Origin of the sequence: Bartonella sp. AA23NXGY (assembly GCF_042197165.1) — a bacterium.
Taxonomy (GTDB): Bacteria; Pseudomonadota; Alphaproteobacteria; order Rhizobiales; family Rhizobiaceae; genus Bartonella.
Map to the genome: position 1 here is coordinate 14541 of NZ_JBHIRO010000006.1, position 15947 is coordinate 30487.

A 15947-nucleotide genomic window follows, 5' to 3' on the forward strand; every position below is an offset into this window, starting at 1 on the left:
ATGAGCACAAATCAAGCAGATGCTGTCTTCGTCTTGGAAAATATTGTGCGCAAATTTCCTGCGGGCGAAACGTTTGTTACCGTTTTGAAAAACATCAATCTTACCATTAAACGTGGTGAAATGGTGGCAATTGTAGGTGCTTCCGGTTCAGGTAAATCTACCTTGATGAATATTTTAGGCTGTCTTGATCGTCCAACTTCTGGCCGTTATTGGATCTCTGGTAAAGAAACAGCTTCTCTTTCTGCGGATGAATTGTCGGCTTTACGACGTAATCATTTTGGTTTTATTTTTCAGCGCTACCATTTGTTGAATGAATTGACAGCTCTTGGTAATGTTGAAATTCCGGCTATTTATGCGGGATGTGCCGTGGAAGCAAGAAAAAAGCGTGCACAGGATCTTTTAACGCGTTTGGGCATGGGTGATCGGATAAATCATCGTCCAAATCAGCTTTCCGGTGGTCAGCAACAACGTGTTTCTATTGCTCGGGCGCTCATGAATAATGCGGAGGTCATTCTTGCAGATGAACCAACTGGTGCATTGGACAAAAAGAGTGGGCAAGAAGTATTGCATATTTTGGATGAACTTCATCAAGAAGGGCGTACCATTATCATTGTAACCCATGATATGCAGGTGGCTGAAAGAGCAGAGCGTATTATCGAAATCAGTGATGGGGAAATTATTGCTGATAAGCGGTCAAGGGTTGCAAAAACAAAAGTTGGTAGAAAATCTCTTCAGGAACAACAAAATCTAAAAGGCCAACAAAAACTGGGCTTTTTTCGTTCTTTTTTTGAGCGATTCCGTGAGGCGTTTGTGATGGCTCTGTTGGCAATGAATGCACATCGCATGCGGACTTTTCTAACAATGCTTGGGGTGATTATCGGTATTGGGGCGATTATTGCTATGGTGGCTTTAGGGAATGGTACACGAGAGAAAATTCTGGAAAATTTTAAAAGTTTGGGTACTAATACATTAACCATTTTTCCTGGTAAAAGTTTTTCTGATCCACAAGCAGAAAAAATAACCAGTTTGGTTGAAGCTGATGCAGAAGCCTTGTCTGGATTACCTTATGTTTCTGGTGTAACACCACAGATTTCAGCAAGCTCGAAAGTGCGTTTTGGTGCAGTTGAAGTCAATGCCATTATTGCGGGGGTGGGAGAACAATTTTTTCAGACACAGGGGCTCAAAGTTTTCAAAGGACAGTTTTTTGATCAAAAAAGTGTCCATGATCGGGCGGTTGATCTCGTGATCGAGAAAGAAGCATTGTCTGTTCTTTTCCCCCATAGCCATGAAAGCCCCCTTGGAAAGGTGGTGAATGTGGGTAATGTTCCTGCGCGTATTATTGGTGTTGTTGATTCGCAAAATAATGCAAATGGAGATACATCAAATACTTTACAGCTTTATTTACCCTATACAACAGTGCAGACGCGTTTTCTTGGTACAACAGAAGTTCGTGCGATTACTGTTAGGATTGCTGATGATATTGATTCACATTTAGCGGAGACCATGATAAAACGTTTTCTCATTATGCGGCATGGCGGGGAGGATTTTTTCATTAGAAATTCTGAATTTTTCCGTGAACGTGTTATGGAGAGTACAAATATTTTAACACTTTTAATTTCTTCAATTGCAGCTATTTCCTTGGTTGTGGGGGGTATTGGGGTGATGAATATTATGTTGGTCACTGTTTCTGAGCGGATCAATGAAATCGGCGTGCGTATGGCAGTTGGTGCACGGCAAAGTGATATTTTACAGCAATTTCTCATTGAAGCGATTTTGGTTTGTGTGATTGGTGGTGGTTTGGGGATCTTGCTTGGACTTTCTATCGGTGGCTTGTTTCTTCTGTTTAAGGCACCTATTCATTTGGTTTATACTATTGAATCGATCATTATGTCTCTTACTTTTTCAACCCTCATAGGAATATGTTTTGGCTTTTCTCCAGCGCGGCAAGCTTCACGGCTTGACCCTGTTGTCGCTCTTTCACGCGATTAAGCTTTATCAATTGGGGCATGTTTGTTCGTGATGCTTTCCACTTGGATGAAGCATTTATGAAGCGAAACATGAATGGAAAAAGTTTAGCATTATTTGCTGCTCTATTTTAGAAAACGCTTTGTTCATTAAGTGGAGCGTACCACTAGAGGTGAACGTTTTATAGGGCACCCCATCATGTGAGATATGGTAGGCATATAAGCCTTCTTGAGGCATTAAATGTTTTGAGAATGCATGATGAATATTTTAAATCTTTCTTGTCGAGTCTTATGGAAGTAAATCCTATTAAGGAGAAATTAAATAGAACCCGTTAGAATGAGATTGCTTGCAGACTGAATTTTGTTAAAAATTCTCGTCTTCTGAGATGTGAAGAGGAGGACAAATGAAATATACTGCGCGGCGATTCTTAAGATTTAACCTAAAAAGAGGCGAGGGAATAGTATATCTGCTAACAAACAAAAGAACAAAAAAGAAGGTTGATGCCAAAAACAGCTTAAACCTGCGTTCTTCCAAAAAAATGAACTGGTATCGAGATAGTTGAGCAGTTTAAGAGGTTTCGTTTAGTCTTTTTAAGATTTTCGGAAAAGAGGTTATGAGGATTTCTCACTTTTAGTTTTGCAGAAGGTGGTGCAAATTATAGGTGTTTAGGTTTATGCAAATAAATTATGATCGTGCTCAAGTTTTAAAATGTGACCTAAGACACAGCCATTTTCTGTTCCTTTATGCGAGTAACTTAGCTTTCTTTAGAATATTTTGTTTAAGGCATCGCTTTTTTCTGCCTTATCTCATGATTTTGGAGCTGAAGGATAAACAAACCATTTGAGTTTCTAGGGTAAGGATGCCGTCAGATACTCGGTAGGGGGCGTGATCTTAGGAACTAATACCGTGAGATGCGGGTTTGATTTCATGAGTTTGGTGAGGAAGACAAAAAGTTTGAGAGGCGGATAACTTCTTATTTTGAATGATGTATGAATGAAAGGGGCTTTCATTTATTGAAAAAGAATAAGCTCATATTCAGCAGATGTGAGATGAAGTAAGAGCATAGTAATACCAAGCTGCAGTTATGCTGCTAAAGAACATAATGGCGCTAGTGATGAGCAATGGTATGTCTAGTTGGTATGGTATTCTTCCTCCTGCTACAAGTTCGATACAGAGCGCCATTGTGTTGCACATTAACACTCTTGTTTTAAAGAAACATTTCTCAAGGTATCCAAGCCTATTTTGCGACGCTGTTCATGGTAAATCTATTGAGCACCTCCATCTTTACGCTTATGAAGTAATAAGCCGGCACCATCATTATATTTGCCAGCTCGTGGGTGTTGCGATAGACCTTGCATTAAGGCGGCGGTTCATAAGAGCCATTTTTAGTCATTTCTTGTACAGTTTTTCTCCACACACTCATCCCGCTTGTGATGTGCAAGCAGGTGGTTTTGATTGATTCAAGATAAACAGATTTGAAATGAGAAAATCTTACGTTATTCAGAGTTCTAATTTAATATGAATGACGCTATATTATCATTATAAATCAATATATTGTACATATAAAAAAGAATTCTAAAACCACCCGCTATAAAGTATAAGAAGCGAATAATTAGTCTACGAAAGAACAAAAGACAAAGAAATATTTCAAAAATCAATATTTTGAATATCACGACTAATATTTTGCGTATTATAGTGAAATTATATGCATGATCGTTCGTAAAATGCGCTGTTTTGTGTGTGGAGTTTCTTCCTTGGTGTCTTGTGTGTTCGCAGGTGTCCTATCCATTTCCTCCTCTCATTCTTAAGCTAAATCCTAAAATTATTGCGCACTTTATTGTGTATTCTTAACAAAAGGCAAAAAATATTTTCAAAATCATCACGCCTTACCGTTTATTTCCATAGGGATATAGACATCAATAAATGCATCATATGATTTGGGGGATCCTCAAAAGGATCAAAAGATTCTCTCTTGTTGATTTAATTAAGCATAGACGAAATATCTTAAAATCAAGCAATTTTAAGCTTTTTTTAAGTTTTTTGGGTAGAACAAGAGGCATTAATGAATAGGTCTAGATTCGATAATTGAAAATGTTTTTAATAGAGAGAAAAGCATGACGACGCTGCAATCGCTTTTACAGAGCTATCGTGATGAAGCGCGTACCGAACGAGATAAAGGTACATATTTTGAGCGTTTTGCTCTTGCTTATCTGACACATGATCCTCTTCAGTCTGGGTGTTATGAGAAGGTTCAAACCTTTAAAGATTGGGCTCATGAAAATGATTGGGATGGTCGTGATACTGGTATCGATCTTGTGGCAAAGCTTCGTGATGGAGGGGGTTTTGCGGCAATCCAATGTAAATTTTATGATGCAGCCTATCGGATTAGAAAAGCAGATATTGATAGTTTTATTTCGGCATCAGGGAAAGCTCCATTCAAGCGGCGTGTTATTATAGATAGTACTGAAAGTACTTGGAGTGATAACGCTGAAACAATGATACGGGGGCAGGATATTCCTGTTATACGGATTAATCTTTCCGATATACAACAAAGTCCGATCCGTTGGGAAACTTTTGCAGCCCAGGGCAAAGTTGTTTTGGAGGATAAAAAGAAGCTGCGTCCACATCAATTGGAAGCATTGCGTGATGTGCGTGCTGGGCTTGCTCAAGCAGATCGGGGGAAGCTTATTATGGCTTGTGGTACTGGTAAGACATTTACCAGTCTTAAAATTGCTGAGGATTTGGCAGGTGAAGGCAAGTTTGTTTTGTTTCTTGTTCCTTCTTTGGCGCTGATGTCACAGACGGTGCGTGAATGGACAACGGATGCAGGAATTGGATTGAGATCCTTTGCTGTCTGTTCTGATACACAAGTGGGAAAGCGTCGTAAAAATAGTGATGATGTTGCTGAAATTGATGTGTTTGATCTTGCTTTTCCGGCGACAACTAATGCGGCTAAACTTGCAGATCAGGTGGGGAAGAGTGTTGCAGATAAGATGACCGTTGTGTTTGCAACCTATCAATCCATTCAGGTGATTGCTGATGCTCAGAAAAACTATGGTTTGCCAACATTTGATCTTATCATTTGTGATGAAGCGCACCGTACAACAGGGGCAACGCTGGTGGGAGAGGATGAATCCAATTTTGTTAAGGTGCATTCCAATGATGTTATTCGCGCCAAGAAGCGCCTTTATATGACAGCGACACCACGTATTTTTGGTGATAACGCAAAAAGTCGCGCGAATGAAGTTAATGCTGTTCTTGCTTCGATGGATGATGAAAAGCTTTTTGGTAAAACACTTTTTTATCGGGGTTTTTCATGGGCAGTACAAAATGATCTTTTAACAGATTATAAGGTTATTGTCTTAGCAATGGACGAAAAATTGGTCAGTTCCGCTGTTCAGAAGCGCCTTAGTGATAGCGATTCTGAGCTTATTCTTGATGATGCAACAAAGATTATTGGCTGTTATAAGGCTTTGACAAAACAAAATATGAAGGCTGATGTTGGTGCGGATTTATATCCTATGCATCGTGCTTTAGCGTTTTGTAAAACTATTAAAAGTTCTGAACTTGTGCGTGATGAGTTTTCTACGGTTGTTAGAGAATATCTTGATTATACGAAAGAGGATACAGAAAATGAGCATTTTCTGAAGTGTGAAATTGAGCATGTTGATGGCACTTTTAATGCGAAGGATCGTGGTGCATTACTTGACTGGTTGAAAGCTGATAGTGGTGAGGATGTTTGTCGTATTTTGACCAATGCTCGGTGTTTGTCTGAGGGGGTGGATGTTCCGGCTCTTGATGCGATCATGTTTTTAAATCCACGCAAAAGCCAGATTGATGTTGTGCAAGCGGTTGGGCGGGTGATGCGTCGCTCTGAGGGTAAAAAGATGGGATATGTCATTTTGCCAATTGGCATTCCTCCTGATACTCCAGTGGAACAGGCTTTGAACAACAATGATAAATATCGGGTTATCTGGCAAATTTTAAATGCTTTGCGTGCGCATGATGATCGTTTTGATGCGACGATTAATAAGGCATCCCTCGGGCAAGATATCAGCAATGTGATTGAGATTATTGGTGTCACACAGAGCACTGAATTAAAGGCTATTACGGCTATTGTAGACAATCTTCCACTACGCGCACAACCAGCACGATTGGGTATTGGTACAGCGGAGCGTGATGTCCTTTTTACAGATGAACAAGGGGAGCTTGCTTTCCCTGTGGATGAGATTTCGCGTGCCATCATGGCAAAGATTGTCAAAAAGTGTGGGACACGAGATTATTGGGAGGATTGGGCGAGCAATATTGCGGAAATTGCTAAGAATCATATTGCACGCTTAACAGGTATTCTGGCAAAGCCAGATACTGAGGCGCGTCAAGCCTTTGACAGGTTTGTGGCAGAACTGCGTGATGATTTAAATGATGCTGTTACAGAAGCTGATGCGATTGAGATGTTGGCACAGCATATTATCACGCGTCCTGTTTTTCAGGTGTTGTTTGAAGGCTATCAGTTCACACGTGAGAATCCTGTCTCGCGTGCTATGCAGCGTATGCTTGATGTGCTTGATGAGGCAAATCTTGATAAGGAATCCAAAGATCTGGAAAAATTTTACGCAAGTGTAAAATTACGAGCCAGTGGCATTACGGATCCAAAAGCAAAACAGAGGTTGATTGTAGAGCTTTATGATAAGTTTTTTCGTTATGCTTTTCCACGCACTGTAGAAAAACTAGGCATTGTTTATACCCCCGTCGAGGTTGTGGATTTTATTTTGCACTCTGTCAATGATGTCTTAGAGCAAGAATTTGGGCAAACGCTTGGCTCATCGGGTGTGCACATCATGGATCCTTTTACTGGAACGGGTACTTTTATCACGCGGCTTTTACAATCGGGTCTGATAAAACCAGAGGAGATGAAACACAAATTTTGTCGTGAAATTCATGCCAATGAAATCGTGCTTTTAGCCTATTATATTGCAGCCATTAATATTGAGACGACCTATCATGGTCTGATGGGGGGAGGTTATGTTCCGTTTGAGGGAATTTGTTTGACCGATACATTCCAGCTTTATGAGCAAGAAAAAGACCTGATCAGTGATTTGCTGGTGGATAACAGTACACGTCGGGCGCACCAGAAGGAACTGGATATTCGTGTTATTGTTGGCAACCCCCCTTATTCTTCTGGACAAAAAAGTGAAAACGACAATGCGCAGAATATTGGCTATCCTAAATTGGATCGTCGCATTCGTGAAACCTATGCCGCTCAATCTAAAGCAAGCAATGTTAATGGACTTTATGACAGTTATATTCGTGCCATTCGTTGGGCAAGTGACCGTATAAAAGACTGTGGTGTTATTGGTTTTGTGACAAATGCAGGTTTTATTAGTAGTTACTCTACGGATGGTTTACGAAAATGTTTAATCGAGGAATTTAGCAGCCTTTATATTTTCCATTTGCGGGGGAATCAACGAACTTCTGGAGAACTCTCTCGAAAGGAGGGGGGAAAGATTTTTGGTTCTGGGTCTCGCGCACCTATTGCGATTTCCATTTTGGTTAAAAATCCGGATGCACAACAGCATGGGAAAATATATTTTCGTGATATTGGAGATTATCTCACAGCAAAAGAAAAGCTCCGTGAACTTCAGAGGTTGGGGAGTATTGGTGGTATCACACGTGAACACAGCTGGCAGATGATTACACCTGATGAGCATGGCGATTGGCTGAATCAGCGCAATAATGATTTTGAAAAATTTCTAGCCTTAGGTGACAAGAAAGGCAGTGATAAAAGGCTCTTTGAAAATTTTTCTGGCGGTATACAAACTAGTCGTGATGCTTGGACATATAACTCAAGTCGTGAAGCTTTAGCAAAGAATATGAGCAATATGATTGCTTTTTATAACAGTGAAGTAGAGCGTTTTAATGCTGCGTATCTACATTCTGATCGCAAAGCACGTGCAAATGCTGTGAACGATTTTGTCAATACAGATTCTAGAAAGATTAGTTGGAGTAGTAGCCTTAAAGAAGAATTAATAAGGGGGAAAGCTTTTAAATTTAAAGATACGTATATTACCCAGAGCCTTTATCGTCCTTTTACACAACAGTGGCTCTATTACAATCGTGTTTTTAACCATAGAGTTTTACAAATGCCACGTATTTTTCCTCTGGAACAAGCGGCTGAAAATAAGGTGATACAAGTTACGGGAATTGGAGCAAGCAGTGGATTTTCTGTTCTGATGACTAAGAATTTATCTAATCTTCATGCAATGGATACTGGTCAATGTTTTCCACGGTATGTTTATGAAGATACTGTGTCCTTGAAAAATAAGGAGGGGGATCAGGTTCATTTGTTTGCAAATTTTGCAGAGGAAAGCAAAGAAACTGGTTTAGAGCGGCGTGATGCTCTTACGGACGAAGGGTTGGCTTATTTTAAGGCAGCTTATCCTGGCGAAATGATAACAAAGGATGATTTGTTTTATTATGTTTATGGGATTTTGCATTCTGAAGATTATCGTGCTCGTTATGCGCATAATCTGTCTAAACAATTGCCGCGTATTCCAACAGTTAAAAAGGTAGAGGATTTTTGGGCTTTTGTTACAGCGGGGCGAAAGCTTGGTGATTTGCATATGAATTATGAAGAGGTTGAACCCTATCCCGTTACCTATAAACAGGGTGATCCAAGAACTTGGGTGATTTCTGATGAGAAGAGTTTTTATCGTGTTGAAGCAATGAAATTTGCTGGTAAGCGTGGTGCTATTGACAAAAGCACCGTGGTTTATAATGCGAATATCACGATGCAGAATATTCCTCTTGAAGCTTATGAGTATGTGATCAATGGCAGGCCTGCTCTTGAATGGGTTATGGAGCGGCAGGTTGTCAAAACGGATAAAGCGAGTGGGATTGTGAATGATGCCAATCGCTATGCTGTTGAAACGGTGGGTAATCCAGCTTATCCATTGGAATTGTTTCAGCGGGTTATTACTGTAAGCTTGGAAACAATGAAAATTGTGCGCAACCTGCCAAAATTGGAAGTGAGAGAAACTGAAAAGGTTAAATTATCCATTGTGCGGTAAAAAAGTGTTGAGTCGTAACAAACTGGCACTATCATACACCTTGCCAGCTCGTGGGTATTGCGACAGCCCTTGGCACTTGAGACAAGTCCATAAGAGGCATGTCTTTCTTGTACAGTTTTACGCTGCGCAGGCTCTCTTCCTTTGTGATGTGCAAGTCCTATGTGATGTGCAAGAAAATGGTTTTGATTGATTCAATAGAGAGCAGATTTGAAATGAGAGAATCTGATGATATTGAGAGCTCTCATTCAAGTTGTAGCGTAATAAATTTTCATTATAAATCAATATATTGTATGTGATACAGCACCTTAGGCAGTGAGGTCGCTAAAATTATGACGCATGAGCTTTAGCGGTAGTGATGAATATTCTCAGGCAGGGTTTTCTTGTCTAGCTTTATGTGAGTAAACCATATAAATGGGGAAGCTGAGTGGAACCTGTCCAGAGAAAGTGGATTGTTTACAAATCGTTGCTAATAAGAATCGTCGCCTTTTGAGATGTTGAGAGGAAATGAAAATTCTCATGAAATCTGTCTTTTGAGGTGTTCTGATATTGAAGTGAGCAGGTGGAACGCGTTAGACAAGAAGCTGAGTTATTATTGTTTACAGATCAATAGAGTTTAAAAATTTTCGTTCTTTTTGGGGATGAAACCAGACAAAAGGTGATCTTAGAGAGCGAAATGATTTCAAAAAAGATTGCGATAAAAAACGTAGGGTATTTGTCGCGGTGTGCGTTTTGAGCTTATTCCTATCTGTGATCTAAAATGCTCTTATGAAGACGCTTTGTATAATGAAGAGATTGTTTCTAATATATTGATTTATAATGATAGTTTAACCTTCTCTCTGTTGAATGAGAAATCTAAGTATTATAAATTTTCTCATTTTAAATCTATTAAAATTACTTCGTTGCATGTCATACAAGGTTGGTATGTTCGTGTTTAAGAAAGGGGTAATGCATGCCTCTTACCAATCATCCCAAGAGATTTAAGAGCTATCGTAATACTTGGGGGGTGGCAAAATATAGGGTGAGGCGGTTTGCATTTTTTATGAAGGGTAAGACAGTGGTATAAATAGATTTTTATGACAAGTCTGGAGATCTTATGGCTGTCTGGGGGCTCTATTTACAAGAGCTTATATATTGGGATGGTATGTACAGATCCGCGCTGTGAGATATGTTTGGGATGTAAGAGATGTTTTGGGTGAACGTGCAAATACAGTGACACGTGCATTGGGATGTTCTGCGTTGTATGAGGGTAAGCTCTGTCGAGCTTTTATAGAGGCAACTCGTGTGGAAGGGTATGAAGCGGTTCGTGGGTGGCAAGGTTTTTAAAAAGTCAGAAGGATAAAGATTAGAATGCGGTTCTGATATAGACTTGGAGCGTTTTAATATATTGGAATATAAGAATGCGGATTTGATTGATCTGTTGTATTGCGCTTTCAGCATTGTTCTTTTTAACAGGATAGGCAATGAAATGGATATCAGGCATTAAATATTTAAGTTCTCGCATTGAGCGCCACACATGGTAATCATGGGTGACGATATAAAGAGTTCTATAGTGGTGTTTTTTGATCCAAGCGGCGCTTTCTTCGGCGTTTCCTCTGGTGTTAATCGCTTGATGCCCAATGTCAATACAACAGGAGATAAGCCGTGGGGTAATATGCATGTTGTGCATGAGACTTTTCAGATTGGTTGTGGTGTTTACGCCACTGATGAGGAGACGTGAACCAAACCCCCTTTGTAAGAGATTAAGTCCTGTCTCTATTCGGTTTTCTCCGCCTGTAAGCACGATAATGGCATCCGCTTTGGGGAGAGGTGTTGGGGGAGAAAGTCGTTCAGTTTTTTCAGAAAAAATGATAAAACCGCTCCAGAAAATGAAAACAATGATTGAAAGAGTAAGGGTTGTCGGTGGAAAATAGTGAAATAAAAAGCAGGGAGACCAACTATTATAGTGGGGCCGTTTTGGAAGAGGACGTTCTAAATTGTTTTGCGTCAATGAGTTGAAAGTGTTGTGAGTCATAAAATTAAAATAAACCGTTTTCACATTGATCGATTTTTTTCAGTTGCGCTAAAATAGTCATGCGGTTTGTAAGGGTGGTAAGAAAAGAAACGAAAATAATAAGAAAAATGATTTTTCCGTAGGGGATGGAACTTATGGAAAGATGTCCAAACAAAGCTGTTACTTGGCTAGCTTCTACTCTTCCCAAGTTATAATTCGTCCAGAGACAAAAGGCTGAAAATAGAAATATGCTTGTGAGACCACCATATAAAGCACCACGCAGCGCAGTTTTAAAAAAATGCCAGTCAAATTGGCGCGCAATGAAAAGAGTTTCAGTACCAAGGAAATATAAGACATTGATAATATGTGTATTTTCTGCCAATGCATTGCGGGTGGCAAAAATGATGGTGAGGATAAGAGAGCCTAAAACCAATGCTAAAATTGAAAAACCAATGAAAACAGTGGTGTGTGCCATGGTCGCAAAACGATGAACCCAAACACGGTGATCATCAAATTGACCTCCTGGAATTTGGGTTTTAATGGCGTGATTAATGGCTGCAAAATTGATTTTTTCATCTCTCTTCAGGGTCACAATGATGAGGCGGGGAAGGGGTAGTTCATTGACATTGAAGCCTGTTCCAAGCCATGGCTCCAGTAACTTTTCTGTAGCTTTTTGGTCAACAATTTTTGCATCTTGTACACCAGAAAATGTTTTAACCAATTGTACGGCATCACGGAGTGCTTTGTTGATATCAACATTGTCAATGGGGCGTATTTGTATTGTTGCTTCATAGCTAATCTGATTACTCCAATTTTGGGCGGCACGTTGGACCAAATCAACACCGATTAAGGTGAGGCTTGAAAGAAATGTCATAATAGCAATCACGGCAACTAATGCTTTTCCAGAAATATTACCACTGGGAATAATCGCTGTTGTATTTTTTTTATTGCTTGTAAAAATGGGGAAAGACTTATTCATGAATCGTCATCCGTCCGTTATGGAGAAGCATACGCCGTGCTGCAACTTGTTCCATTAAGGCAATATCATGGGTGGCAATGATAACAGCCGTTCCAAAACGGTTTAATTCAATAAACAAACGGAGGAGGCGTTTTGCCAAGGGCGGATCGACATTTCCGGTGGGTTCATCGGCAAGTAGAATTTCAGGTTGATCAATGAGTGCGCGTGCAATGGCTACCCTTTGTTTTTCCCCACCGGAAAGAACCGGTGGTAAAACATGAATATGATCTCCAAGACCTACCCAACAGAGAAGATCTTCCACTTCACTGCGATAGGTTGCTTCTTCTTGTCCTTTAATGCGTAAAGGTAAGGAGACATTTTCATAAGTGGTCATGTGGTCGAGTAAACGAAAATCTTGAAAAACCACCCCGATACGTTGTCGCAGCGCAGGGAGCTCTTGTCGTTTGAGCAATGCTGTGTCTGTTCCAAAGAGATCAATATGACCGCGGGTGGGTTTTAGTGCCAAAAACATAAGACGCATCAGCGACGTTTTCCCTGCTCCAGAGGCACCTGTGAGAAATTGAAATGATCCAGGAGGAATATGAAAGCTAATATCACGAAGGACCTCAGGGCCCATTCCATAGCGTAGGCCGACATTTTCAAAATGAATCACTTTTTATTATTACTCCTGATTTTATATTGCATCATTTATTCTAAAAACTCTTACTTTCATTGCTTTAGATTTTTGTTGTAAGCTTGTTTATTTTAGATTTCATGGTTTTCAATATTTTTTATACACCCTCGTTATAGATAAATATTTTTGCTCAAGAATATTATCACTTATACTTTCTTTTTTTAGCCTTATTTATGATTTTAGCAGGAATTTCAAAGGGATTCTAGCATAAACATCAGAACTATTTTTCCTTCTTACTCAGAGGCTTTTTTTGCACTGAGTGGACATTGGGTGATTTTAAAAAGCTATGTTGCTCTTTTTATCTTACTTTCTTATTCTTGTTCGCATCCCAATCCTGAGGTTTTTGCTTAAATTATTTCTTACCTGTTATGAAAAAAAGCGTTTGTTGTTAGAATGATTGAGCTTCTCGTGAATTGTTTTATTTTTTATTCTCCTCGGTGGTTTTCGTAATAATGCTGAGATAATTTTAGCAAAAAACAAAAACCACCGTATGTTGTATTTCGTCGTGTTTTTTAGTTTTGTCGGTTGGCAATCAGATCTTCAACAACTTGTGGTTCGGCAAGAGTTGAAATATCTCCGAGAGTATCAAAATCGTTTTCAGCGATTTTTCGTAAAATACGTCTCATAATTTTCCCTGATCGCGTTTTGGGAAGCTGCGGAGCAAACTGAATTTTATCCAATATGGCAATAGAGCCTATTTCTTGTCTCACATGCTTGATAAGGTCTTTTTGCAATTCTTCACTTGGCGCTGTTCCTTCCATGAGGGTCACAAAACTATAAATTCCTTGTCCTTTAATGGGATGCGGGTAACCCACAATAGCTGCTTCTGATACAGAGGGATGAGAAACAAGAGCTGATTCAATTTCAGCGGTTCCTAATCTGTGCCCCGAGACATTGAGAATGTCATCAACTCGTCCTGTGATCCAATAATAACCGTCGCTATCGCGCCTACAGCTATCGCCTGAAAAATATTTTCCTTTATAGGAGGAAAAATAAGTTTGAATAAAGCGTTCATGATCCTTATAAAGTGTGCGCATTTGTCCGGGCCATGAATCACTGATACAAAGAGTGCCTTCTGCTTCACCTTCTAAAACATTGCCTTGGGCATCAACAATTTGGGGTTGAACACCAAAGAAAGGACGTGTGGCCGATCCTGCTTTGAGGGGGGTTGCACCAGGCAAGGGTGTGATCATATGCCCTCCTGTTTCCGTTTGCCACCATGTATCGAGAATCGGACAACGGTCATTTCCAATTATATGATAAAACCATTCCCATGCTTCTGGGTTAATAGGTTCTCCTACTGTGCCTAAAAGACGCAACGATGTTCTGTCTGAGTGTTCAACAAACGAATTTCCTGCTCCCATTAAGGCGCGGATAGCTGTTGGTGCGGTGTAGAGTGTATTGACTTGATGCTTGTCGACAATTTCCCAAAATCTTCCTTTGTCAGGAAAGGTTGGTGTGCCTTCAAACATTAAAGTGGTCGCACCATTACATAAAGGTCCATAAACCAAGTAAGAATGGCCGGTTATCCAACCAATATCAGCCGTACACCAGTAAACTTCATCGGGGTGGTAATCAAAAACATATTGGTGAGTCATCGAGGCAAAAACAAGATAGCCTGCTGTGGTATGCAAAACACCTTTAGGTTTGCCGGTGGAGCCTGAAGTATAAAGAATAAAAAGTGGATCTTCAGCATTCATTGGTTCTGGTGGACAAGCTGTTTTGGTATGAGCTATCTCTTCGTGGTACCAAAAATCACGCCCCTCTACCCATTGAATGGGTCCACAAGTCCGCCGTATAACCATGACTTGGTCCACATGCACGTTTTGGCGTGCTGCTATCTCAATAGCATGATCAACATTGTCTTTTAAGTTGATCCGTTTGCCGCCACGCAAGCCGTGATCAGCGGTAATCATAAAGGTTGATTCACAATCGACAAGGCGTCCTGCTATTGCTTCAGCAGAAAAGCCTGCAAAAATAACCGAATGAACAGCACCAATGCGAGCACAAGCAAGCATGGCATAGGCTGCTTCGGGAATCATAGGAAGATAAATGGTTACTTTATCGCCTTTCTTAATGCCACGACTTTTCAAAAGATTAGCAAAACGACAAACATGTTCATAAAGCTCGTTATAGGTTATTTTTTTATCATGATAAGGATTATCTCCTTCCCAAATGAGCGCGATTTTGTCTCCATGGGTTTTCAGGTGGCGATCAATGCAATTATAGGTAACATTTGTTATCCCATCTTCGTACCATTGAATGGAGACATCTCCGTTAAAAGAAGTGTTTTTTACTTTTGTAAAAGGTTTAAACCATTCAATGCGTTGACCATGTTTGGCCCAGAAGCTTTCTGGATCATTGATGCTTTCTCGATACCATTGTTGATAAGTTTCCTCATCGAGTAAAGTATTTTTTTTGATCTCTTCTGATATTGGATAAATTTTTTCAGTCATGTTTCCCTCTTTTTATTGTTTGGAAAAATCTGCCTCTGTATTTTTGTATGGTTATATTTGTGGCAGAGTTTTCCCAAAAGCTTTTCATTATGAGGTTAGACTAAATGACAAAGATTAGAATAGTCAATTTTTAAATCTGATACGTTTTTCTTAAAAAGGTATTTTATGCTTTTAAGATATTCAAATATGGCAAAGACTATTGCGGTATAGAGCTTTTTATAAACGCACAAAGGCACTAAAAAATATCATATAAAAAGGGAGATGAAGGTGCTTTATTGATTATCGCTTTAAATGTTTTTTATTTTGTATTCCCTTATTAAAAAAAGAATAAGTTTATTAATAATTAATTAAACCAAAATATCAAAAATAATGAAAAGAATTACTGTATATAAAGTTTATTTTATAGCTACTTTCCAACTGTAACCACCAATTTTTTTAAAACCAATAGCATATATAGGGATAAAGACAATGAGAATACAAAACAGCCTTATTATTTCATAACAAATATTCATTATAAAAAAATCCTGATTATAAGATGTGATCCACAATAGATATCTCTGAAAATTATTTTATGCACAGATGTAGATATTTAATTTTGGTATATTCTTACAAATATACTTACAAAATTATTTAACTTCAGAGATATCTTTGTCGCCATATGACCGAATGTGTTGAATGAACCAAAAATATTAATTCTCCTTAATTATCCACATTAAAAGTAGTATCACAATGATACATTTCAAATGGTTATTACGTATTTTAGATCATTGTCAAAGATAAATTTTAAAAATGGAAATAAAAATACTATATAAATCAT

General features: G+C 39.2%; 7 protein-coding genes and 1 pseudogene. 3 read left to right on the forward strand and 5 right to left on the reverse strand.

All coding sequences use genetic code 11. The features are described from left to right. The gene (locus ACFINY_RS04480; RefSeq protein ID WP_375700881.1) at positions 1-1989 is read left to right on the forward strand and encodes a MacB family efflux pump subunit; all 1989 of its coding nucleotides are present in this window, start codon (positions 1-3) and stop codon (positions 1987-1989) included. A gap of 1172 nt (positions 1990-3161) precedes the next feature. On the opposite strand, the pseudogene ACFINY_RS04485 reads toward ACFINY_RS04480, so the two are convergent. Further along, a pseudogene (locus tag ACFINY_RS04485) lies at positions 3162-3348 on the reverse strand (integrase); the annotation flags it as partial. A 731-nt stretch (positions 3349-4079) separates the two neighbouring features. On the opposite strand from ACFINY_RS04485, the gene ACFINY_RS04490 reads away from it, so the two are divergent. Together ACFINY_RS04490 and ACFINY_RS04495 are read left to right on the forward strand one after the other, a co-directional pair. Further along, a complete protein-coding gene (locus tag ACFINY_RS04490) occupies positions 4080-9032 on the forward strand; it encodes a DEAD/DEAH box helicase (protein WP_375700882.1) in 4953 nt (1650 codons plus the stop codon). A 1188-nt stretch (positions 9033-10220) separates the two neighbouring features. Continuing rightward, the gene (locus ACFINY_RS04495; RefSeq protein ID WP_375611713.1) at positions 10221-10355 is read left to right on the forward strand and encodes a hypothetical protein; all 135 of its coding nucleotides are present in this window, start codon (positions 10221-10223) and stop codon (positions 10353-10355) included. Positions 10356-10374: 19 nt separating this feature from the next. On the opposite strand, the gene ACFINY_RS04500 is transcribed toward ACFINY_RS04495, so the two are convergent. The 4 genes from ACFINY_RS04500 to acs form a co-directional block, all read right to left on the reverse strand. Beyond that, entirely contained in the window at positions 10375-11043 is a 669-nt protein-coding gene (locus ACFINY_RS04500) for a YdcF family protein (protein WP_375649789.1), read from the reverse strand. Between the two features lie 4 nt (positions 11044-11047). Continuing rightward, positions 11048-12001: a cell division protein FtsX gene (locus ACFINY_RS04505; protein ID WP_375611715.1), complete on the reverse strand. Its 954-nt coding sequence runs from the start codon at positions 11999-12001 to the stop codon at positions 11048-11050. Next, positions 11994-12653 carry a cell division ATP-binding protein FtsE gene (gene ftsE, locus ACFINY_RS04510; RefSeq protein ID WP_273723097.1) on the reverse strand — a complete coding sequence of 220 codons (660 nt, stop codon included), beginning with the start codon at positions 12651-12653 and terminating at the stop codon, positions 11994-11996. Before ftsE ends, ACFINY_RS04505 begins: the two co-directional genes overlap by 8 nt. A gap of 533 nt (positions 12654-13186) precedes the next feature. Beyond that, positions 13187-15130: an acetate--CoA ligase gene (acs, locus tag ACFINY_RS04515; RefSeq protein WP_375700883.1), complete on the reverse strand. Its 1944-nt coding sequence runs from the start codon at positions 15128-15130 to the stop codon at positions 13187-13189. Between the last annotated feature and the right edge of the window lie 817 nt (positions 15131-15947).

Excerpts from the sequence above, each read along its gene's own strand:
- acs (WP_375700883.1), bottom strand. The coding sequence starts at position 15,130 with ATGACTGAAAAAATTTATCCAATATCAGAAGAGATCAAAAAAAATACT.
- ACFINY_RS04480 (WP_375700881.1), top strand. The coding sequence starts at position 1 with ATGAGCACAAATCAAGCAGATGCTGTCTTCGTCTTGGAAAATATTGTG.
- ACFINY_RS04490 (WP_375700882.1), top strand. The coding sequence starts at position 4,080 with ATGACGACGCTGCAATCGCTTTTACAGAGCTATCGTGATGAAGCGCGT.
- ACFINY_RS04500 (WP_375649789.1), bottom strand. The coding sequence starts at position 11,043 with ATGACTCACAACACTTTCAACTCATTGACGCAAAACAATTTAGAACGT.
- ACFINY_RS04505 (WP_375611715.1), bottom strand. The coding sequence starts at position 12,001 with ATGAATAAGTCTTTCCCCATTTTTACAAGCAATAAAAAAAATACAACA.